This is a genomic window from Arthrobacter sp. YC-RL1 (assembly GCF_001454985.1).
In the GTDB taxonomy this organism is placed as follows: domain Bacteria; phylum Actinomycetota; class Actinomycetes; order Actinomycetales; family Micrococcaceae; genus Glutamicibacter; species Glutamicibacter soli.
Genome location: NZ_CP013297.1, coordinates 1,191,993 through 1,211,526 on the forward strand (window position 1 = coordinate 1,191,993; position 19,534 = coordinate 1,211,526).

Consider the following 19,534-nt stretch of genomic DNA (forward strand, 5'->3'; position numbering starts at 1 on the left):
GACGCGGCGAAGCCCCGGCAGGCGAACTGGCTGATGGCCAGGATGCCTGCCGGGGCTTCGGCGATTCCTATCTCCGGGGGAGGACTAGATATCCACGTGGGTAGGGTCGAGCACGCGGCGCAGGAAGTCCTGCGTTCGCGGCTGCTGCGGATTGCCGATGACCTCGGCCGCAACGCCCTCCTCCACCACGACGCCGCCGTCCATGAAAACCACGCGGTCGGCGACCTCTTTGGCGAAGGCCATCTCGTGGGTCACCACCAGCATGGTCATGCCCTCGCGGGCCAGCTTCTTCATGATGGCCAGCACTTCGCCCACGGTCTCCGGGTCCAGCGCACTGGTCGGCTCGTCGAAGAGCATCAGGGTCGGTTCCATGGACAGCGCGCGGGCGATCGCCACGCGCTGCTGCTGGCCGCCGGAGAGCTCGTCCGGATAGCGTCCGCCGAAGTCGCCCAGACCCACACGTTCCAGGTTCAGCTTCGCGGTGGCGTGCGCCTTGGCCTTGTCGCGCTTGAGCACCTTGATCTGGGCGACGGTGCAGTTCTCCAGCACGGTCAGGTGCGGGAACAGGTTGAACTGCTGGAACACCATGCCGACGTTCTGGCGCATCTTGTCCAGGTTGACCTCGGGGTCGGTGGCCTCGAAGCCGCCCACGTGGATGGTGCCGCCGTTCGGCTTCTCCAGCAGGTTCACGCAGCGCAGCAGGGTGGACTTGCCCGAGCCCGAAGGGCCGATCAGGCAGACTACCTCGCCGGGCCTGACGTCCAGGCTGATGCCCTTGAGCACCTCGTTGCTGCCGTAGGACTTGCGCAGGTCCGAGATCTCCACGCCGGCGGCGCGTTCTGCCATCGAGTTGTTGGTCGTGGTCATTGTCGGTCCTTTCTAGCGCTTGGTCCGAGCCGAGCGGGATTCAAACTTCCGGGCTACCAGGCTCAACGGGATCGTGATGACCAGGTAGAACAGGCCGGCGGCGACCAGCGGGGTGATGCCGGCGTCCAGCGACTGGATGCCATCGCGGCCGAATTTAGTCATTTCGTACTGGGCCATCGACGCGCCCAGGATGAAGGCCAGCGAGGAGTCCTTGGTCAGCAGGATGATTTCGTTGGTCATCGGAGGCAGGACGATCTTGAACGCCTGCGGGATCACGATGGTGACCATGGCGCGCCAGGCAGGCATGCCCAGCGAACGTGCCGCTTCGGTCTGCCCCTTGGGCACTGCCTGCAGGCCCGCGCGCAGTGTCTCGGCGATGTAGGCCGAAGATACCAGACCCAATGCCAGCATGATGTTCACCGGCTGCGGCCAGGTGGTGCCGAAGGCCTGGGGGAGGCCGAAGCCGAAGGCCAACAGCACCAGGATGGCGGGGATGCCGCGGAAGAATTCAACAAAAGCGGTGGCGAACCAGCGGTACGGGGCGAAGGACGCCATTTTCATCAACGCCAGCAACAGGCCGACAACCAGGCCGAAGGCGAAGGAAATAACGGTGTAGAAGATGGTGTTCTTCAAGCCGACAATGATCATGTCCGGGAACATCGGGCCTAGCTTCTCGAAGGAGAAGAAGGCATAGCGGGTCTTTTCCCAGTCCAGGGACAAGACCACTGCGGCGATGATCGCAACAAACAGGATGATCTGGATGGTTTTGCTCAGGCGGGCGCGCTGACTCGTGGTCATTGCCATGGTGTACCTCTCATAAAGGTCGCGGGGGCCGCCGCGGCGCCCGGATCAGGGCGTCGCTCGGCCCCCGCGTCTAAATAGTCCGTTAGCGACGAGGACTTACTTCTCGCCGAACCACTTCACGGTCAGCTCTTCCATTTCACCCGAATCGGTCAGGCGCTTCAGGGTGCCGTTGACCAACTCGAGGGTGGCGGCCTGCTCCAGCGGCACTCCGACGCCCAGCTGCTCGCCGGTCTTGAAGTCGGCGACCACCGCGTAGCCCGGCTTGTCCTTGATCGCGTAGCCGAGCACCGACTGGTTGCCCAGCAGCGCGTCAACCTGGCCGGCCAGCAGGGCCTGGGTCTGCAAGCCCGCGTCCTCGTAGCCCACGATGTTGCTCAGGCCCTGTTCCTTGGCGTACTTCTCGCCGGTGGTGGCCTGCTGCACACCCACCTTCTTGTCCTTGGCCGTGGCCAGATCGGTGATGCCCGAACCGTCCTTGGAAATCAGCACCAGGTCGTCATCCATGTACGGGGTCGAGAAGTTCATCTTCTTGGCGCGCGCATCGGTGATGGACAGCGAGGAAATGGCAATGTCGCACTGGGACTTGAACAGGCCGGATTCGATGGAGTCGAAGCTTGCGTCGATGACGTTCAGCTCAACCTTGGCATCCTTGGCGATTTCCGCGGCGATGTCCATGTCGAAGCCGACGTTCTTGCCGCCCTTGACGAACTCGAATGGCTCGTAGGGGATGTCGGAGCAAACGGTGAGCTTGCCTGCGTTGAGGAAGGTCGGCCCACCTGCGGCGTCTGCCGAAGGCTCGGCCGAACCGCTATCGGAGCCGCAGGCGGTCAGGGCCAGAAGTGCCACGGAAGTTGCTGCCAGGGTGGTGGCAAAACGTTTCTTGGTCAGACGCATAGGATCAAAACCTACTTTCGGGTAATGCGAGTGGATCATTGCGTACGCACAATCATAACCACGCTACAACGAGGATGAGATTCACCTCACACACGTGTCGGGGAGCATAAGTAAAACTTGTGCTCAAATCCGACCATTACCTGACCAGCACGAGGAAGCCGGCTAGGGCACTACTCGGCGCCCAGCGCCTGGCGCATCGGGCGCATTTTCGCCCATGACTCGGCCAGCTCGTCTTCGGGCACCGAGCCTGGAACGATGCCGCAACCGGCGTAGAGGCGCATGTGGTTTGCATCCTCCAGAATGCCTCCGCGCAGCGCGATCCCGAATTCGCCGTCGCCGCGCGAGTCCACCCAGCCCACCGGGCCGGCGTAGGGTCCGCGGTCCAGGCCTTCCAGCTGGCGCAGCACCGCTCCGGCCTGCTTCGTGGGAGTGCCGCACACCGCGGCGGTCGGGTGGAAGATCTCCGCGATGTCCAGTGCTGAGGGCAGCGCCCCGCGCTCGTCCGGGCGCAGTTCGGCGCGCACGTCGCTGGCCAGGTGCCAGACATTGGGCAGCTGCAGGATGAACGGCTCGTCCGGGGACTTCATGCCGTGGGAAATCGGGTTCAGCGCTTCGGTCAGCGAATCGATGGCCAGCTGGTGCTCGTGGCGCTGCTTGGGGTCGTCGAAGAGCCGGCGCTTGGCAAAGTCCGGGGCGTCAGCCCCTTCGGTGGCCCGGTCCAGGGTGCCGGCCAGCACGCGGGCCTCGGCCAGTCCGTTGGTGACACGCACCAGCATCTCGGGGGTGGCGCCCACCAACCCGTCCACCGAGTAGGTCCAGCAGTTGCCGTAGCGTTCGGTCAACGCGGTCACGACATGGGACAGGTCGATCGGTGTGGTGCTGCGGGCCATGATGTCCCGGGCGAGCACCAGCTTGGAGATGCCTGACTCGCTGAACGTGCCCAGCGCCTGGCGCACCGCGTCAAGGTAGGCGCCGGCGGTCAGCTGTCCGCTGGTCAATTCGATCTCGCCCTGGGTCGTCGGGGCTAGTGCCGCTTCGTCCTTAGCGGCCCGGGCGCGTTCCAGCGCGGAGTCGAGAGTCAGGCCAGCCAGCTGTTCGGCGCTGCCGGTCACCGTGATCCACGACTTCTCGTCATCCTGCCCCAGCACGATCTGGGGGATCACCAAGCGCGAGTCGAAGGCGCTGGTGAAGGAGAAGGCGAAGGACCCGAACGCGATCAGGCCGCTGCCGGGCCGGTTGATCGGGTCGGTGATCTGCGCCTGTGAGAGCAGCTGCGCGAACCAGGTGCGCGCCTCGACGAAGCGCTGTTCGCCGCGGGTAGTCAACCGCGCGGCGGTCCCGAATCCCACCAGCCCGCGTCCGCGCCGCGTCCAGACCATGCTGCCGTGGCGCAGGGAATCGGAGATGAGATGCTCGGAGGCACCTTCGTACTCGAAGGTGATGCTGGTTAACGCTGGTGCCGAGGCATGAAGGCCGCTGGCGCCGAGAACGGACGAATCTGCAGACATGATAGGGCTAAGCCTACCGCGCAATGACCACCGGCGACTGGAGGAGGTGTCCGCTGTCACCACGCCGGATGCAGCTGTGACTTTCAGCGGGTTGCGCCGCGCCATCGCGCGCGACCCGGTAAACTCGGTGTTGACCAGTTTCGCGGCCCATTGCCATGCCATAAAACGCGGCAAGCGCCGGTCTGCGAGCGTTCAGTGGAACGCATCGGATAGAGTGAAGTGATGTTTGTGCGCCACCAGCGCGGGCAAGCAGTCCTCGTTCAATGCGATGACCAAGCCGATGAAAGATAGTAAGCCGTAAAACAGTGACTGATTCCAAGAGCAACTGGACCGCAGCCGGACACGAGGTGTCCGACTCGATTGAGCTGAATCCTGAAACCGCAGTGCTTGCTGCGGCCATCAATCTTCCCTCGGGCTTTGCACTGATCGCCGAGGATCCCGAATTCGGACCTGCCATCTCCATGGGCATGGCCAAGGTGGAGAAGCTGCTGCGCGATGCGCTGGCCAACTCCGACCCGTTGATTGATGCCTCAAGCCGACACCTGGTGGAAGCCGGCGGCAAGCGCGTGCGCCCGCTGCTGGTGCTGCTGACTTCCCTGCTGGGCGGCGGCGTGACCGACGAGGTCATCAAGGCCGCCGCCGTGGTCGAGCTGACCCATCTGGCAACCCTGTACCACGATGACGTCATGGACTCCGCGCCGATGCGCCGCGGCGCTCCCACCGCCCATGAGGTCTGGGGCAACTCCGTGGCCATCCTGGCCGGAGACCTGATCTTCGCCCGCGCTTCAGTCTTCGGCGCCGACCTGGGCCCCGAAGCGGTGCTATGGCAGTCGCGCACCTTCGAGCGCCTGTGCCTGGGCCAGCTGCACGAATCCATCGGCCCGCGTGAGGGCGACGACGCCATCGCCCACCACATCCAGGTGATCAGCGACAAGACCGCCTCCCTGCTGGCGACCTCCGGCGCCTTCGGCGCCCGCTTCGGCGGCATCCCCGAATTCATCGAAGTGCTGCGCGAGTACGGCGAGAAGGTCGGTGTGGCCTTCCAGGTCGCGGACGACGTCATCGACATCGCCTCCAAGGAAGCCGACTCGGGCAAGACCCCGGGCACCGACCTGCGCGAAGGCGTGCCGACCCTGCCGGTGCTGCTGCTGCGCCAGGCCGCCGAGAACGGCGACGCCGCCGCGCAGGCGGCCGTCGAGCTGGTGGATTCGGACCTGACAAGCGACGAGGCTCTGGCCAAGGCCGTGGAAGCCGTCGCCGCCCACCGCTCCGTCCAGGACGCCTGGAGCGTGGCTCGCCGCTGGGCCGACGACGCTATCGAGGTGCTGGCTCCGTTGCCTGAAGGCACCGTGAAGAGCGCGCTGATCTCCTTCGCGGACGCCGTGGTGACCCGCGAAGCCTAGCTCCGGCGAACCGTCCAAGCAACGAAGTCCTGCACCTCCCGGAAGGGAAGTGCAGGACTTCATTGGTTTAAGCCGCGGTTTTCAGCACCGCAGGTCGGACTCGTAGAGCCGCTGCGGGTGTTCGTCGCTGAAGAGCGCCGCGCGCAGCTGCTCGGCCTTCGCGGCGCGGTCCTCGACAGGAACCCGGTGGCGCAGCTGGCGGTAGAGCTCGTCGTCCCAGTACCGCGGAAAGACATGCTGGTGGTAGTGCCAGACATGCTGGTTCCCGGCAGGCTCGTTGTGCTGGCGGGTGCTGGTGCCGTCCGGATTCCACGCCAGCTTCATGGCCAGCGCGATACGCCGGGTCTCGCGCATGATCGCGGCGCCGATCTGCTCATCCAGGTCGTACAGGGATTCAAGATGGGCTGTCGGGATGATCATCACGTGCCCGCCGAAGTTCCCGAAACCGTCGCAGGCCATGATCGCCGCGACCTGGCCGGTCTGGTAGATCATGTCCGTCGGGGCGCACAGGTTGTCCTCGCTGAAGGGCAGGTTGTTGACCAGCTCGCAGAACGGGCACTGGTAGCCGTGCGGTTCGTGGGAACGGTAGAGCACTAGTCCTCCAGCTCGGCAGCTAATTCCTCGAAGACCCAGGCGAACATGTCCAGGGTGAATTCGCTGAAGGTGCCCTCCTCGCTGACCCAGTTGCCCTTGGCGTTGTTGCGGCGGTAGACAATCGGATCCGGCACCTCGAGCTGGGACTGCTTGAAGCCCCACACGAACTTCTCTTCCTCGTCCTCGAGGAACAACAGGTAGCCGTCCTCGATTTCCAGCTCTTCGGGATCGAAGAAGTAGTGGTAGGCCTCCATGAAATCGTCGTTGTTGCCCAGGGCGAGGTAGAACTCCTCCAGGACAAAGGGGATCTGGACCTTGGCCTCGGCCAGGCGGTCTGCCAATTCCCCGGCGCTCAGGCCATCGGCTTCGTTCCACTGGTCCTCAAGGTATTTCGGGACGAGTGAACGGAACTTCTCTAGAAACATGTCAGCCATGCGTTAATCCTATCCAGAACTAGCGCAGCTCAAGTGCACTGAGCGCAATCCATAGTTGGACCCGGTCACTGGTGACGTTCGGGTCGTAGCCGGAGAGCTCGGCAATTTGCTGCATGCGGTAGCGCACGGTGTTGCGGTGCAGTCCCATCGATTCGGCCACCGCTCCCACGGAGCCGTCGCGGTTCAGGTACTCGCGCAGGGTGCGCATCAGCCCCGAGTCGTGGGAGGAATCGAAATCCTGGATGGGGCCCAGCGCCTCGGCGGCCAGGTCCTGCAAGGGCACGTCGCGGGCGGCCAACAGCAGGGAGGTCAGCGAGAGCTTGGTGGGGACATTGACGCGTTCGCCGTGGCGTAGCGATTCCAGGGCCTCGAAATAGCTCCACCGGATGCCGGTGGTGTTCGAGTAGCGTCCGCCGTAGCCGACCTTGGCGGGGATGCCTGCGGTAGCCAGGTAGGTGTCGAGCCGGTCGATGGACAGCTGCACCTGCTTGTACGCCACGATGACCACTAGCCGGTCCTCGACGATGGCGGTGACCTGCGAGGCGAGGTCGGCGGGCAGGGGGAGTGTCTGCAGCCTGTCGGCTTGGCCGCTGGCCTGCACCAGCACCACCGAGTGCTCGCGCTGGGATTCCAGGCCCAGCGCGCCCAGGCGGACCGCCGCGTCCGATCCGGACAGCGCTCCGGAGGCAAGGTCGGCCAGTACCTGCCCGTTGGCCAAGCGCCGCGAGGCGCGCAGCCGGGACTTGTTGGTCAGCTCCAGTCCGATCAGCGACTGGGCGTATTCCACGATGGGGTCCCGGGTGTAGGGCTCGGCGATGTGCAAGGTGCAGCGGTCGCGCAGCCCGGTGGCCACCGGCAGCTCGTGCCAGGCTCGCCCCGGATCGAAGTCGCCGCTGATCACTTCGCCGTGCAGGCTCAAGGCGACTTCGGTGCTCAGCATCTTGGACAGCTCGGTGAGCATGCGGTCCAGATCCGAAGACAGCAGGGATTGGGCCAGCTTCTGGTGGGCGCGCAGCAGGTTCTCAACACGCTTGACGTGGTCGGCGTTCAGCGCTTCGGCAATTAGGCGCGAAATCGCCGCGAAAGGAGTTTTATAGGGCACCTCGATGACCGGCAGGCCTACTTCCCGGGCGGTTTCAAGTACCGGACCCGGTACGCTTTCGTGCTCCAAGCCGATACCGAACCCCAGCGCCACCACATCGTTTGCCGCGAGCGTGCGAACGAAATCGATCTGCGCCGCGGCCGACTTCTGGCGGACTCCGGTGGTCAGCACGATCTCGCGGCCGGTGAGGAATTTGGAGGGGTCCAGAAGCTCAGTCACCGCGCCCCATGTGATCGCGGTCTCCAAGGAGTGTGTAGGATCAGTCAAAGCCTTTAAACCAAGCTCGTCATGATCCAGCAGTCCGCGTAAACTAATTGCCATAGGTTCATTCTATGGTGCGTCTCCCGCTGCAACGATTTGCGCAAAATGCTCAAAAACTTGCGCGAAAGATGCCGAAAAGTGACCACATTGCGAAATTTTTGCGCTAGCTTAGTGACATGAGCTCTCAATCATCTACTCAGGGCGCTCCGCTCGCATCAGACAAGCGTGAGACTTTCTCGTCACGCAAACTCTTCATTCTCTCCGCGATCGGTTCGGCCGTTGGTCTGGGAAATATTTGGCGTTTCCCCTACGTCGCCTACGAAAACGGCGGCGGCGCATTCCTCATCCCTTATCTGGTTGCCATCCTGTGCGCCGGTATTCCGCTGCTGTTCCTGGACTACGCAGTCGGCCACCGCTACCGCGGGTCGGCCCCGCTGTCCTACCGCCGCGCGAATCGCAAGGCCGAAGTGCTCGGCTGGTGGCAGGTCCTGATCTGCTTCATCATCGCCATCTACTACGCGGCCATCATTGCGTGGGCCGCCATGTACTGCTGGTTCTCCATCACCAAGGCCTGGGACAAGAACCCTGACGGCGCTGGTGGATTCTTCATGAACGACTTCCTGAAGGTCCAGGAAGAAGTCACCGTTGGCTTCGACTTCGTCGGCCCGGTGCTGATCCCGATGTTCGCCGTCTGGCTGATCGCCATCGTGATCATGGTGGCCGGCGTGAACAAGGGCATTTCCCGCGCCAACGCCATCTTCATGCCGCTGCTGATCATCATGTTCCTGGTCCTCGTGGTCCAGTCGGTCTTCCTGCCCGGCGCCATCGACGGCCTGAACACCTTCTTCACCCCGAACTTCGAAGCGCTGAAGAACCCGAGCGTCTGGGCTGCTGCGTTCGGACACATCTTCTTCTCGCTCTCCGTGGCCTTCGGCATCATGGTGACTTACTCCTCCTACATGAAACGCAAGAGCGACCTGACCGGTTCCGGCTACGTGGTGGCCTTCGCCAACTCGAGCTTCGAGCTGCTGGCAGGCATCGGCGTGTTCGCCGCCCTTGGCTTCATGGCCTACAACGCGAACTCCAGCGTGGACGAGGTCGCGGTCAGCGGCATCGGCCTGGCATTCATCGCCTTCCCGACCATCGTGTCGCAGGCGCCGCTGGGTTCGGTCATCGGCGTGCTGTTCTTCGGTTCGCTGGTCTTCGCCGGCTTGACCTCGCTGATCTCGATCCTCGAAGTGATCGTGGCGGCGTTCCAGGACAAGCTGGGCTGGCGCCGTGCACCGGCGACCCTGATCGTGACCATCCCGGTCGCGCTGATTTCCCTGGCGCTGTTCCCGACCACCACGGGCCTGTACCTGCTGGACACCATGGACGCGTTCGTGAACCAGTTCGGCATCCTTGCCTGCGCACTGGTCATCGTGATCGTCCTCGGCGCCGGCCTGGGCATGCTCCCGAAGCTGGCCAAGCACCTTAACCGCCACAGCTCCATCAAGGTGGGCACCGGCTGGAAAGTCCTGGTTGGCGGCGTCGGCCCGGCAGCGCTGGGCTACATGCTCATCAACGAGGTCCAGACCAAGATGGCCGAGCAGTATTCCGGCTATCCGGCATGGTTCAACGGTGTCTTCGGCTGGGGCATGGCCGGTGCGCTGATCGTGGGCGCAATCATCTTGTCCATGGTTCCGTGGAGCAAGAAGTCCAAGCTTGATGACCCGGAATTCCACCAGCACAAGAAGAATGTCGAAGCCGAGGAAATTCCGGAACCCGCAGGAAAGGAATACTGACAATGAGCGCACTGGCGATTGTCTTCATGATCATTTCGATGCTCACCATCTGGGGCGGCCTGGCCCTATCCCTCATCCACCTGTCGCGTCACCCGGAGAAGACCGATGACGACGTGATCGAGCCGGCACACTCGCTGTAGCCTCGATTTACGGCAGCACCAGCGCGGCTCCCGTTCCTTCGCGGAACGGGGGCCGCGCTTTGTCTGTGCACTTGCACTACCAAGCCGGCAGCTCCTTGTGCTGAATCCGGTAGTGCAACGTTTCGCGCCAACATATTCTGCTACTAGAACTTTGCATTCCTCGGCGGATGCAAGAGCCATAGTGAGAGGAAAAGCTGGTGGACGTTACCTACCGCATTGAACAGAAGCGCAAGCTCGAAGGCCCATTCCCAGGCCCCAAGTCTCAGGAGCTGACCGCTCGCCGCGCCAACGCGGTGGCAGCTGGCGTCGCCTCGACCCTCCCGGTGTACGCTGCAGACGTTGACGGTGGCATCATCGTCGACGTGGACGGCAACCAGCTGATCGACCTCGGCTCCGGCATCGCCGTGACCACCGTTGGCGCCTCGAACCAGGCAGTGGCCAAGGCCGTCGCCGAGCAGGCCCAGCGCTTCACCCACACCTGCTTCATGGTCGCCCCGTACGAGGGCTACATCGAGCTGGCTGAGAAGCTTGCCGCCATCACCCCGGGCAGCTTCGAAAAGCGCGCCGCATTCTTCAACTCGGGCTCCGAAGCAGTGGAGAACGCCATCAAGGTGGCCCGCGTGGCCACCGGCCGCCAGGCAGTGGTTGCCTTCGACCACGCCTACCACGGCCGCACCAACCTGACCATGGGCCTGACCGCCAAGGCAGCTCCGTACAAGCGCGGTTTCGGCCCGCTGGCGCCGGAGATCTACCGCATGCCGATGAGCTACCCATACCGCGAAGAGAACCCGAACATCTCGGGCAAGGAAGCCGCTGAGCGCGCCATCCTGGCCATGGAGAAGCAGATCGGCGGCGACCAGATCGCCGCGATCATCATCGAGCCGATCCAGGGCGAGGGCGGCTTCATCGTCCCGGCCACCGGCTTCCTGCCTCGCATTGCCGAATGGGCCAAGGAAAACGGCATCGTCTTCGTCGCCGACGAAGTACAGGCCGGCTTCGCCCGCTCGGGCTCCTGGTTCGCCTCGGACATCGAGGAAATCGAGCCGGACATCATCACCGTGGCCAAGGGCATCGCCGGTGGCATGCCGCTGTCGGGCATCGTGGGCCGCGCCGAACTGATCGACGCCGTGCACGGCGGTGGCCTGGGCGGCACCTACGGCGGCAACCCTGTTGCCGTGGCAGCTGCGCTGGAGTCCATCAAGTTCATGGAGGAGCAGGACCTCTCGGGCCGCGCCCGCGAGATCCAGGAGCAGTTCTTCACCCGCTTCACCGCGCTGCAGAAGGACGTCCCGGCAGTGGGCGACGTCCGTGGCCGCGGTGCGATGATCGCGTTGGAATTCGTCAAGGCCGGCGGCAAGCAGCCTGACGCAGCCGTAACCAAGGCCATCGCCGACGAGTGCCTGGCCCAGGGTGTCCTCATCCTGACCTGCGGCACCTACGGCAACGTTGTCCGCCTGTTGCCACCACTGGTCATCGGCGACGAGCTGCTCACCGACGCGTTCGACGTGCTGGAAGCAGCAATCCGCAAGCACGCCGCCTAATTGGCAGCGAACGGATAAACCCACCCCAAACGGCATCCCGCACAGCTCGCGCTGTGCGGGATGCCGTGCATTAACCGGGGGCTTCCCGGCCTTCCGCGTCGCACCCGCGCGGGCAGGCACCCGGCAGGGCGCTGCAGGGGACCTGTCGGCCGCGAAGTGAAGCAGCACGGGACGGGTGCGCTGGAGCGACCAGAAGGCCTCAAGAAGCGGGGCAGACGGTTCAGCTAATGAACAAGGCCCGCAGCTGCTTTCCCAAAGGACTGGGAGAAGCTGCGGGCCTCGCTGTGCGCGGAGGGAGCCTTAGACGAGCTGCTTGGGCTCCGGCATGGTGCCGGCCTTGGGCGCGCGCAGCATGTCGACCAGGACGATGATGACGGCGACCCAGACCAGCCCGAATCCGATCCAGCGTTCCACCGGCATCTGCTCGCCGAAGACCAGCAGTCCGAGCATGAACTGGATCAGCGGAGCCAGGAACTGCAGGGAGCCGACGGTGCTCAGCGGCAAGCGCCGGGCAGCCCCGCCGAAGAGCAGTAGCGGCACAGCGGTAATGATGCCGCTGGCGGCCAACAGGAGCACCGTGGCCGGGTCGGCCGCAAACAGGGCCGAGGAGTCCTCCATGGCTAGCCAGCCGATGAACACGGCGGCCAGGGGAGCGAGCCACAGGGTCTCCATGGTCAGTGTGCCCAGCGCAGTGCCGCTCTGGCCCACCTGGTTCTTCACCAGGCCGTAGAAGCCGAAGGAGAAAGCCAAGCCCAGGGAGATCCAAGGAACCCGGCCCAAGCCGATGGTCAGCACGATCACCGCGAGGCAGGCGAAGCCCACTGCCACCCATTGCAGGGTCCGCAACCGTTCCTTCAGCACCAGCACGCCCAGTAGGATCGCCACGATCGGATTGATGAAGTAGCCCAGCGACGCCTCCAGCACGTGTCCGGTCAGCACCGCCACCGCGTAGAGCACCCAGTTCGCCGCGATCAGGAAGCTGGCCAGCGCCAGCTGCCGCATGGTCTTGCCTTCCTTGAACATGGCCGCGAACTGGCGCATCTGCTTGGTCGCAAGCAGCAGCATGACGCAGAAAACCAAGGAGAACACCACTCGGACCGCAACGAACTCGAAGGCCGAGATCTGCGGGAGCATGAGGAAATAGACCGGGAGCAGGCCCCAGATGAGGTAGGCGGTGCTTCCCTGGATCAAGCCGTAGCTGTGCTGCGAGCGGATGGGGTTCACGGTGCGTGGTGTCATGCGGCGGATCGGCTTTCGAACAGGGAGGACTGCGGTGAGCCCGGAAACTTCTTATCAAGAAGTGGATACAAATCACACGCTATAACATCGAGCCGTGCGCGGCGTTCCCCGTTTCGCTTCATTAACCGCCGGCGTTGCCAAGATCACCCTGCCGCGGCGCAGGTTTTCTCCCCGCAGCGGAACGGTGCGGCGTTTCCGTACGTTGACTAGACTAGGAAGACTAAGTACGAATTCATGACTAGGGGAGTACGCCATCGTGCATGGACACAACAACGGATTCAAGACGGCCCTTTTGCTTGGCGGCATGTTTGCGTTGCTCCTGGCAATTGGCTCCCTGATTGCCAACGGCACCGGCAACGCCAGCTTCATCTGGATCTTCGCCCTGATCGGCGTGGCCACCACCGCGTACGGCTACTGGAACAGCGACAAGATCGCGCTGCGCTCGATGCATGCCTACCCGGTGACCGAGGAGCAGCAGCCGGAAATGTACCGGATCGTGCGCGAGCTGTCGATGAATGCCCAGCAGCCGATGCCGCGCCTGTACGTTTCGCCGACCGCCTCGCCGAACGCGTTCGCGACCGGACGCAACCCGGAGAACGCCGCGGTGTGCTGCACCGAGGGCATCATGCAGCTGCTCAACGAGCGCGAGCTGCGCGGGGTGCTGGGCCACGAGCTGATGCATGTCTACAACCGCGACATCCTCACCTCCTCGGTGGCGGCGGCCATCGCCGGCGTGATCACCTCGCTGGCGCAGTTCCTGCTGTTCTTCGGCGGCGGAAACAACAACGAGAACCGCAACGTCAACCCGATCGCGCTGATCGCGCTGTCCCTGCTGGCTCCGATTGCCGCGTCGATCATCCAGATGGCCGTGAGCCGCACCCGCGAGTTCGACGCGGACGAGGACGGCGCCAAGCTGACCAACGACCCGCTGGCCCTGGCCAGCGCGCTGCGCCGGCTTGAAAGCGGCATCAGCGCGGCCCCGTTGCCCGCCCAGGATCAGAAGCTGGTCAACAGCTCGCACCTGATGATCGCCAACCCGTTCGGTTCGAAGCTGAAGCAGATGTTCTCCACCCACCCGCCAATGGACCAGCGTATTGCGCGCCTGGAGTCCATGGCCGGCGGCCAGCAGTACTAAACTCCGGTATCGCACCGGTTAGATGGAAATAGGCGAGGAGCCCCGGCAGGGGCTCCTCGCCTAGGTCGTACCGCAGCGGTGGACGCTTAGCGGTAGTTGATGAACTGGAGGTCGGCTTCTTCGAAGTCCTTCAGCAACGCGATGATGCTCTGCAGGTCGTCGCGGGACTTAGAAGAGACGCGCAGCTCGTCGCCCTGGATGATGGACTTGACACCCTTCGGGCCCTCGTCGCGGATCAGCTTGTTGATCTTCTTGGCGACATCCTGGGCGATGCCCTCCTTGATGGCGGCTTCGATGCGGTATTCCTTGCCCGAGGCGAACGGCTCGCCGGCGTCCAGGGACTTCAGCGAGATGTTGCGCTTGACCAGCTTGGACTGGAAGACGTCGAGGACTGCCTTGACGCGCTCTTCCGAGGCGGCCTTCATGAGGATCTTCTCGCCGCTGAAATCGATCTCTGCCCCGACGCCCTTGAAGTCGTAGCGCTGCTGGATCTCTTTTTGGGCCTGGTGCAGCGCGTTGGCTACTTCCTGACTGTCCACCTTGCTGACAACGTCAAAACTGGAATCGCTAGCCATGTGAATACTCCTAGATGTAACGGTTCAGATTCGAGTCCAAGACTACCGGGTTTGGGCCCCGAAAACCGGCTGTGATCAGGGTTACAGCAAAAAGACCCCTCTCGATTTCACATCACTGAAAATCTCCTGTAGAGTTATTTCTCGTTCCGACAAGAACAAATGTTCCCAAACGGAGCGATTCGGCAGATTACCCGAGTGGCCAAAGGGGGCTGACTGTAAATCAGCTGGCAACGCCTTCACTGGTTCGAATCCAGTATCTGCCACAAATAACTCCCAGATCGAAAGATCTGGGAGTTTTTGATTAACCGGAAGCTATTCCCGAAATGGCAAAGGTTTGTTAAATCTCCCATTTCTGGGTATTCACCGCGCTCGTCCGCTACCGTGTAAGCATGGCAACTAAAAATGTGAGCGAAAACGATTTCGCGCAGCTGATCGAAGAGAACGACATTGTCCTCGTGGATTTCTGGGCTGCGTGGTGCGGCCCCTGCCGCCAGTTCGCCCCAGTGTACGAGCAGACCTCGGAGAAGTTCACCGATGTCGTCTTCGCGAAGGTCGACACCGAAGCAGAGCAGGGCCTGGCCCGCGCCGCCAACGTCACCTCCATCCCGACCATCATGGCCTTCCGTGAAAAGGTCCTCGTGTTCTCGCAGGCAGGCGCACTGAACGCGAGCCAGCTCGAAGACCTGGTCACCGCGGTCAAGGGCATCGACATGGGCGAGGTCCACGCGCAGATCGCCCAGGAAGCCGCCCAGGCGGAATCCTAAGCACCTACGCTTCGGGTTCTAGCGCTCCCGGTGATCCAGCGGCGCATAGCGGGGCCCGAAGCTTTGCTTCCGTTCGCCCGAAAGCTGCAGCAGGCGAACCACTCGCTGCCGATGCGGAGCGAACGGAGCAAGAAGTTCCATCATTCCGGCGTCATCCACACGCCTTCCGGTGAGCACCTGGCCCACGAACGCGGCCAGATGGAAATCTCCCACCGAAACGAAATCCGCCGAACCGTGCGAACGCTGCAGCGTCTCGGCCACGGTCCACGGACCAATACCCGGCAGCGAGAGCAACGCAACCTCCAGAGTCCCGGGTTCTCTCGCCGCCGGCTTCGCCGCGTCAATCGGCTGACCGGCCCACCACTGGAGGCTTCCAGCCGCCGCCGCTACCTGGCGCAGGGCAGTTGCCCGCTTCTGGTCCACGCGCGCGGCCTGCCAATCCCAACGATTCATCGTAGCGATCTGGGCCGCACCTGGGGCGATCCGCAGCCCATCGGGCACCGGTCCGGGCGCCGGCCGTCCCTTATGGCGGATCAGCCAGCGCCATGCGTAGTTCGCCTCGATCCCCGTGACTCGCTGCTCCAGCACTGCGCCCAGCAGATGCTCGAAGATCCGGTTGGTCCGCGGCAGGACGACGTCCCGGTGCAGGGTGCGGGTATGCTGCACGATCTCCGGCAACGTGGCGCTGAACTCCGGAGCGTCGAAACCGCTCCAGTCATCGCTGGCGCCCAGTAGATCCGGGGCGCAATCCACGGCCCAGTGGGCGCCGGGACCCCACCCCTGGAATGTTGCAGGCGCGTTAAGCGTGGGCTTGAGAATTCGCAGGGACGCGTCGCCCGCCGGCGTCGTGAACGCCAACCAGGCCTCGGAAGCGGACAGCCGGATGGTCGGATCGCCCAGACCGCGGCGCAGAACACCTAGCGACCTGCCCAAAGAGACCGGTCCCTGCGGGGCGTAGGTTCCGGTGACTGCGTCCTGGTCCAATTGCATGCTCGGCTGCTTCCTTTCCTTATGCCGGCCCGCCGCCGTGCGGCCCGTGTTAACACCGTGGATGGGCGTGCGGGGACTGCGTGACGTTAAGCTACGAACGGCAACGACAAGTGTGACACCCGCCGGTAAAGTTCTTGACATGAAGTATGCGCCTACTGTTTTGGACCTGATCGGCAACACACCGCTCGTCAAGCTCAACCGCGTGACCGAAGGCGTCAAGGCCACGGTACTCGTGAAGCTCGAATACCTGAACCCGGGCGGCTCCATCAAGGACCGCATCGCGCTGAAGATGATCGAGCGCGCCGAGCAAAGCGGCGAACTGAAGCCCGGAGGCACCATCGTGGAGCCCACCAGCGGCAACACCGGGGTCGGCCTGGCCATGGTGGGGCAGCTTAAGGGCTACAACACCGTCTTCGTCACCCCGGACAAGGTCGGGGAGGAAAAACGCGACGTGCTTCGCGCCTACGGTGCCGACGTCGTGGTGACCCCCACGGCGGTAGCTCCGGATTCTCCTGAATCCTACTACGGGGTCTCCGACCGCTTGGTCACCGAAATCGACGGCGCCTACAAGCCGGACCAGTTCTCCAACCCCGGAGCCCCGGACAGCCACTTCGAAACCACCGGACCTGAAATCTGGACCGACACCGACGGCAAGCTGACCCACGTGGTGATCAGCGCCGGCACCGGCGGGACCATCACCGGCACCGGGCGCTACCTCAAGCAGATTTCCGCCGATCGCGCCTCCGGCCCGGTCAGGGTCATCGCCGCGGATCCGGATGGCTCGGTCTATTCCGGCGGCACCGGCCGCCCGTACTTCCTCGAAGGCGTCGGCGAGGACATGTGGCCCGGCAACTACGACTCGGCCGTGCCCGACGAGGTCCAGGCGGTCACCGATGCCGAAGCCTTCGCCATGACGCGCCGGCTGGCTAAGGAAGAAGGCTTGCTGCTGGGCGGCTCCTCCGGCATGGCCGTGGCTGCGGCCCTGCGTATCGCCAAGGACCTCGACGAAAACGACGTTGTGGTAGTCATCGCCCCGGACGGCGGCCGCGGCTATTTGGCCAAGATCTACAACGAATCATGGATGCTGACCCAGGGCTTCACCGGCGAGCAGAACTCAGAGCTGCGTCGCGTGGCCACGGCGTTGGCGACCGAACCGGTCATGACAATTGGCCCGGACGCCACGCTGGCCCGGGCTGCCGCGTTGCTGCGCGAATCCGGAGCCGACGCGCTGGTCGTCGCCACGGCGCAGCTTCCGGCCCGCATCGGCGAGGTCCGCGGGGTCGTCGGCGCTGGCCAGCTCACCGAGGCGCTGCTTGCCGGGGCCGCTCCGGACAGCACCTTGGCGGACCTGGAATCGCTGCCGGTCCCACTGCTGGGAGTGGGGGAGAGCCTGGACCGCGCACGCCAGTTGCTGGAGCATTGCCCCGCCGCGCTGCTGACCGAAGACGGCGAGGTTGTCGCCGCACTGACTTCATCCGACCTGCTGGCCTATGTCACCCGCTAGAGATTTCGCAAAGGACACACTTTCAATGACTGAAAATCCCCAGGGATCCAACACCCGTTTCGTCCACGCCGGCCAGGCCTTCGAACCGGTCACTGGCGCCGTGGTGCCGCCGCTGCACTTTTCCTCGACCTACGCCCAGGACGGCATCGGCAACCTGCGCGGTGGCTACGAGTACGGCCGCGGTGGTAACCCGACCCGCGACGCGCTGCAGGCCCAGCTGGCCGCCGCCGAGCACGGCACGCACGCCTTCTCCTTCGGTTCTGGACTGGCCGCCGAGGATTCGCTGATCCGTGCCATTCTGCGCCCCGGTGACCACATCGTGCTGGGCAATGACGCCTATGGCGGAACCTTCCGCCTGATCGACCGCGTGCTGGGTGCCTGGGGCATCGGCAACACCCCGGTGGACATGGGCGACGAAGCGGCGCTGGCCGCGGCCATCGAGAAGAACAAGGCGAAGCTGGTGTGGGTCGAGACCCCGTCCAACCCGATGATGAAGATCACCGACATTGCCAAGGCCGCGCAGATCGCGCACGCGGCCGGCGCGCTGCTGGTCGTGGACAACACCTTCGCCAGCCCGTTCCTGCAGCAGCCGCTGACCCTGGGGGCGGACATCGTGGTGCACTCGACCACCAAGTACATCGGCGGCCACTCCGACGTGGTCGGCGGCGCGGTGATCGTCAAGGACTCCGAGCTGGCCGAGAAGATCGGCTTCATCCAGTTCGCCGTCGGCGCGGTCTCGGGTCCGATGGACGCATTCCTGACCACCCGCGGACTGAAGACCCTGGGCGTACGTATGCGCACCCACTCGGAAAACGCCGCGCAGGTGGCAGCCTGGCTGGGGGAGCGCAAGGAAGTCGAGCGCGTGCTGTACCCGGGCCTGGAAAACCATCCGGGCCACGACATCGCCAAAGCGCAGATGAGCGGCTTCGGCGGCATGGTTTCCGTGCAGTTCGCCGGCGGCGAGGCCGCGGCCCGCAAGGTCGCGGAAAGCACTCGCCTGTTCACCCTGGCCGAATCGCTGGGCGGCATCGAATCGCTGATGAACTACCCCTCGGAAATGACCCACGCCTCGGTCAAGGGCACCGAACTGGCAGTTCCGGTGAACCTGCTGCGCCTCTCGGTGGGCATCGAGGACGCCGCGGACCTGATTGACGACTTGGAGCGGGCCTTCTCCGCGCTATAGCCGAGGCAGGAGCCCCGCGCCGGAGGAAAACCATCCGGCCGAGAACTGAAAATGCGCGCTGAACCCGTCTCCGGGTTCAGCGCGCATTTTCGGTCTTTTCTCTGGTGCCCAGAGGCCCGGGTGCTGCGAGGCGGAGTGCCCGTCAGCGCGGAGGCACCGGGCCGCGTTTGCGTGGCTTGGGGGAGACCACCTTGAAGTAGCGGTTGCTGGCCGGCACCCACATCAGCGCGACACTGAACAGCACAATGGCCGCCAGGATCGAATAGCGTCCCATGCGCAGCACCATGGGCAGCGCCGCGATCAGCCCGACCCAGGTCAGCTGGGCCCGCGCCGAGCGCTGGCCGAGAAACAAGCGGTAGGCCAGAACGCCGAAAGCGACGCCGGCCGCCAGCAGCAGCGCAACCAGCGACATGGCCGCAAGGTCCAACGAACCGCGCTGGGTCTGCTCGTAAACCAGGAATGCCCCGAAGCCGAGAAAGAGCACTCCGGCCAGTACCCAGAGCAGCTGCGAGATGAGCAGCCCGCCGGGGACCGGCTCGTCCGGACGCCTTGGAAAATCACGAATATTCACGGTTTCAAGCCTACTGGGTGAGTAGCGGTGCCCGATCTCACACACCCCTGGCGCTGACAAACAGGGGCAGGGTTCGTTAGCATTAAGTGTTCGCGAACATCAGGGTATCCCTTGCATCTGGCCCAATTTTTGAGGTTAGAGCCTTCTCGTGTTGTATCTCCGCAAAGTGTGTGCGGGTCTTTATGTCATAGGGGAGCGCTTGATGAGCGTGACTTGTTTTCTGACTGTGTAGCCTTGTGTC

Annotated in this window: 19 protein-coding genes and 1 tRNA gene; 9 read left to right on the forward strand and 11 right to left on the reverse strand. The window is 64.0% G+C overall.

Going from position 1 to position 19,534, the window contains the following annotated elements; translation table 11 throughout:
* Window positions 1-84: 84 nt before the first annotated feature.
* The 4 genes from ATC04_RS05520 to ATC04_RS05535 all read right to left on the reverse strand — a co-directional run bounded on the left by ATC04_RS05520 (window position 85) and on the right by ATC04_RS05535 (window position 4,073).
* Entirely contained in the window at window positions 85-867 is a 783-nt protein-coding gene (locus ATC04_RS05520; RefSeq protein ID WP_047119778.1) for an amino acid ABC transporter ATP-binding protein, read from the reverse strand.
* Window positions 868-879: 12 nt separating this feature from the next.
* Window positions 880-1,671, reverse strand: coding sequence for an amino acid ABC transporter permease (locus ATC04_RS05525; RefSeq protein ID WP_047119777.1), 792 nt, complete (start codon window positions 1,669-1,671; stop codon window positions 880-882).
* A 96-nt stretch (window positions 1,672-1,767) separates the two neighbouring features.
* Window positions 1,768-2,565: an ABC transporter substrate-binding protein gene (locus ATC04_RS05530; protein ID WP_047119776.1), complete on the reverse strand. Its 798-nt coding sequence runs from the start codon at window positions 2,563-2,565 to the stop codon at window positions 1,768-1,770.
* Between the two features lie 170 nt (window positions 2,566-2,735).
* Complete coding sequence (locus tag ATC04_RS05535; RefSeq protein ID WP_052772449.1) at window positions 2,736-4,073, reverse strand: isochorismate synthase; 1,338 nt, start codon at window positions 4,071-4,073, stop codon at window positions 2,736-2,738.
* Between the two features lie 305 nt (window positions 4,074-4,378).
* On the opposite strand from ATC04_RS05535, the gene ATC04_RS05540 reads away from it, so the two are divergent.
* On the forward strand, window positions 4,379-5,476 hold the full coding sequence (locus ATC04_RS05540; protein ID WP_047119775.1) for a polyprenyl synthetase family protein: 1,098 nt from the start codon (window positions 4,379-4,381) through the stop codon (window positions 5,474-5,476).
* An 81-nt stretch (window positions 5,477-5,557) separates the two neighbouring features.
* On the opposite strand, the gene ATC04_RS05545 is transcribed toward ATC04_RS05540, so the two are convergent.
* Genes ATC04_RS05545 through ATC04_RS05555 form a run of 3 tightly spaced genes read right to left on the reverse strand, consistent with a single transcriptional unit; the run spans window position 5,558 to window position 7,927 of the window.
* Window positions 5,558-6,070, reverse strand: coding sequence for an HIT family protein (locus ATC04_RS05545; protein WP_047119774.1), 513 nt, complete (start codon window positions 6,068-6,070; stop codon window positions 5,558-5,560).
* Entirely contained in the window at window positions 6,070-6,504 is a 435-nt protein-coding gene (locus tag ATC04_RS05550; protein ID WP_047119773.1) for a hypothetical protein, read from the reverse strand. Before ATC04_RS05550 ends, ATC04_RS05545 begins: the two co-directional genes overlap by 1 nt.
* 19 nt (window positions 6,505-6,523) lie before the next feature.
* Window positions 6,524-7,927 carry a PucR family transcriptional regulator gene (locus ATC04_RS05555; RefSeq protein ID WP_047119772.1) on the reverse strand — a complete coding sequence of 468 codons (1,404 nt, stop codon included), beginning with the start codon at window positions 7,925-7,927 and terminating at the stop codon, window positions 6,524-6,526.
* Between the two features lie 116 nt (window positions 7,928-8,043).
* Between ATC04_RS05555 and ATC04_RS05560 the strand changes: the two genes are divergently transcribed.
* The 3 genes from ATC04_RS05560 (at window position 8,044) to gabT (ending at window position 11,332) form a co-directional block, all read left to right on the forward strand.
* Complete coding sequence (locus tag ATC04_RS05560; protein ID WP_047119771.1) at window positions 8,044-9,651, forward strand: sodium-dependent transporter; 1,608 nt, start codon at window positions 8,044-8,046, stop codon at window positions 9,649-9,651.
* Window positions 9,652-9,653: 2 nt separating this feature from the next.
* On the forward strand, window positions 9,654-9,791 hold the full coding sequence (locus tag ATC04_RS18720) for a methionine/alanine import family NSS transporter small subunit (protein ID WP_082123952.1): 138 nt from the start codon (window positions 9,654-9,656) through the stop codon (window positions 9,789-9,791).
* Between the two features lie 197 nt (window positions 9,792-9,988).
* A complete protein-coding gene (gene gabT, locus ATC04_RS05565) occupies window positions 9,989-11,332 on the forward strand; it encodes a 4-aminobutyrate--2-oxoglutarate transaminase (RefSeq protein WP_047119770.1) in 1,344 nt (447 codons plus the stop codon).
* A 300-nt stretch (window positions 11,333-11,632) separates the two neighbouring features.
* Here gabT and rarD read toward each other — a convergent pair whose 3' ends face one another.
* Window positions 11,633-12,571: an EamA family transporter RarD gene (rarD, locus tag ATC04_RS05570; RefSeq protein WP_047119769.1), complete on the reverse strand. Its 939-nt coding sequence runs from the start codon at window positions 12,569-12,571 to the stop codon at window positions 11,633-11,635.
* Between the two features lie 256 nt (window positions 12,572-12,827).
* Between rarD and htpX the strand changes: the two genes are divergently transcribed.
* Window positions 12,828-13,706, forward strand: coding sequence for a zinc metalloprotease HtpX (htpX, locus tag ATC04_RS05575; protein ID WP_047119768.1), 879 nt, complete (start codon window positions 12,828-12,830; stop codon window positions 13,704-13,706).
* An 86-nt stretch (window positions 13,707-13,792) separates the two neighbouring features.
* Here the strand turns inward: htpX and ATC04_RS05580 are convergent, their stop codons facing one another.
* Window positions 13,793-14,281, reverse strand: a complete 489-nt coding sequence (locus tag ATC04_RS05580; RefSeq protein ID WP_047119767.1) for a YajQ family cyclic di-GMP-binding protein — start codon at window positions 14,279-14,281, stop codon at window positions 13,793-13,795.
* A 181-nt stretch (window positions 14,282-14,462) separates the two neighbouring features.
* Between ATC04_RS05580 and ATC04_RS05585 the strand changes: the two genes are divergently transcribed.
* Window positions 14,463-14,544, forward strand: a tRNA-Tyr gene (locus ATC04_RS05585).
* A 126-nt stretch (window positions 14,545-14,670) separates the two neighbouring features.
* On the forward strand, window positions 14,671-15,045 hold the full coding sequence (trxA, locus tag ATC04_RS05590) for a thioredoxin (RefSeq protein ID WP_047119766.1): 375 nt from the start codon (window positions 14,671-14,673) through the stop codon (window positions 15,043-15,045).
* Between the two features lie 18 nt (window positions 15,046-15,063).
* On the opposite strand, the gene ATC04_RS05595 is transcribed toward trxA, so the two are convergent.
* Entirely contained in the window at window positions 15,064-16,035 is a 972-nt protein-coding gene (locus ATC04_RS05595) for a hypothetical protein (protein ID WP_047119765.1), read from the reverse strand.
* Between the two features lie 139 nt (window positions 16,036-16,174).
* Here ATC04_RS05595 and ATC04_RS05600 point away from each other — a divergent pair, with 139 nt between their 5' ends.
* Both ATC04_RS05600 and ATC04_RS05605 read left to right on the forward strand, forming a co-directional pair.
* Window positions 16,175-17,539, forward strand: coding sequence for a cystathionine beta-synthase (locus tag ATC04_RS05600; protein WP_047119764.1), 1,365 nt, complete (start codon window positions 16,175-16,177; stop codon window positions 17,537-17,539).
* A gap of 25 nt (window positions 17,540-17,564) precedes the next feature.
* The gene (locus ATC04_RS05605) at window positions 17,565-18,722 is read left to right on the forward strand and encodes a cystathionine gamma-synthase (protein ID WP_047119763.1); all 1,158 of its coding nucleotides are present in this window, start codon (window positions 17,565-17,567) and stop codon (window positions 18,720-18,722) included.
* Window positions 18,723-18,864: 142 nt separating this feature from the next.
* Here the strand turns inward: ATC04_RS05605 and ATC04_RS05610 are convergent, their stop codons facing one another.
* Window positions 18,865-19,293, reverse strand: a complete 429-nt coding sequence (locus ATC04_RS05610) for a hypothetical protein (RefSeq protein ID WP_047119762.1) — start codon at window positions 19,291-19,293, stop codon at window positions 18,865-18,867.
* Window positions 19,294-19,534: the final 241 nt, after the last annotated feature.

Excerpts from the sequence above, each read along its gene's own strand:
- ATC04_RS05520 (WP_047119778.1), bottom strand. The coding sequence starts at position 867 with ATGACCACGACCAACAACTCGATGGCAGAACGCGCCGCCGGCGTGGAG.
- ATC04_RS05525 (WP_047119777.1), bottom strand. The coding sequence starts at position 1,671 with ATGGCAATGACCACGAGTCAGCGCGCCCGCCTGAGCAAAACCATCCAG.
- ATC04_RS05530 (WP_047119776.1), bottom strand. The coding sequence starts at position 2,565 with ATGCGTCTGACCAAGAAACGTTTTGCCACCACCCTGGCAGCAACTTCC.
- ATC04_RS05535 (WP_052772449.1), bottom strand. The coding sequence starts at position 4,073 with ATGTCTGCAGATTCGTCCGTTCTCGGCGCCAGCGGCCTTCATGCCTCG.
- ATC04_RS05550 (WP_047119773.1), bottom strand. The coding sequence starts at position 6,504 with ATGGCTGACATGTTTCTAGAGAAGTTCCGTTCACTCGTCCCGAAATAC.
- ATC04_RS05555 (WP_047119772.1), bottom strand. The coding sequence starts at position 7,927 with ATGGCAATTAGTTTACGCGGACTGCTGGATCATGACGAGCTTGGTTTA.
- ATC04_RS05560 (WP_047119771.1), top strand. The coding sequence starts at position 8,044 with ATGAGCTCTCAATCATCTACTCAGGGCGCTCCGCTCGCATCAGACAAG.
- ATC04_RS18720 (WP_082123952.1), top strand. The coding sequence starts at position 9,654 with ATGAGCGCACTGGCGATTGTCTTCATGATCATTTCGATGCTCACCATC.
- rarD (WP_047119769.1), bottom strand. The coding sequence starts at position 12,571 with ATGACACCACGCACCGTGAACCCCATCCGCTCGCAGCACAGCTACGGC.
- ATC04_RS05580 (WP_047119767.1), bottom strand. The coding sequence starts at position 14,281 with ATGGCTAGCGATTCCAGTTTTGACGTTGTCAGCAAGGTGGACAGTCAG.
- trxA (WP_047119766.1), top strand. The coding sequence starts at position 14,671 with ATGGCAACTAAAAATGTGAGCGAAAACGATTTCGCGCAGCTGATCGAA.
- ATC04_RS05595 (WP_047119765.1), bottom strand. The coding sequence starts at position 16,035 with ATGCAATTGGACCAGGACGCAGTCACCGGAACCTACGCCCCGCAGGGA.
- ATC04_RS05600 (WP_047119764.1), top strand. The coding sequence starts at position 16,175 with ATGAAGTATGCGCCTACTGTTTTGGACCTGATCGGCAACACACCGCTC.
- ATC04_RS05605 (WP_047119763.1), top strand. The coding sequence starts at position 17,565 with ATGACTGAAAATCCCCAGGGATCCAACACCCGTTTCGTCCACGCCGGC.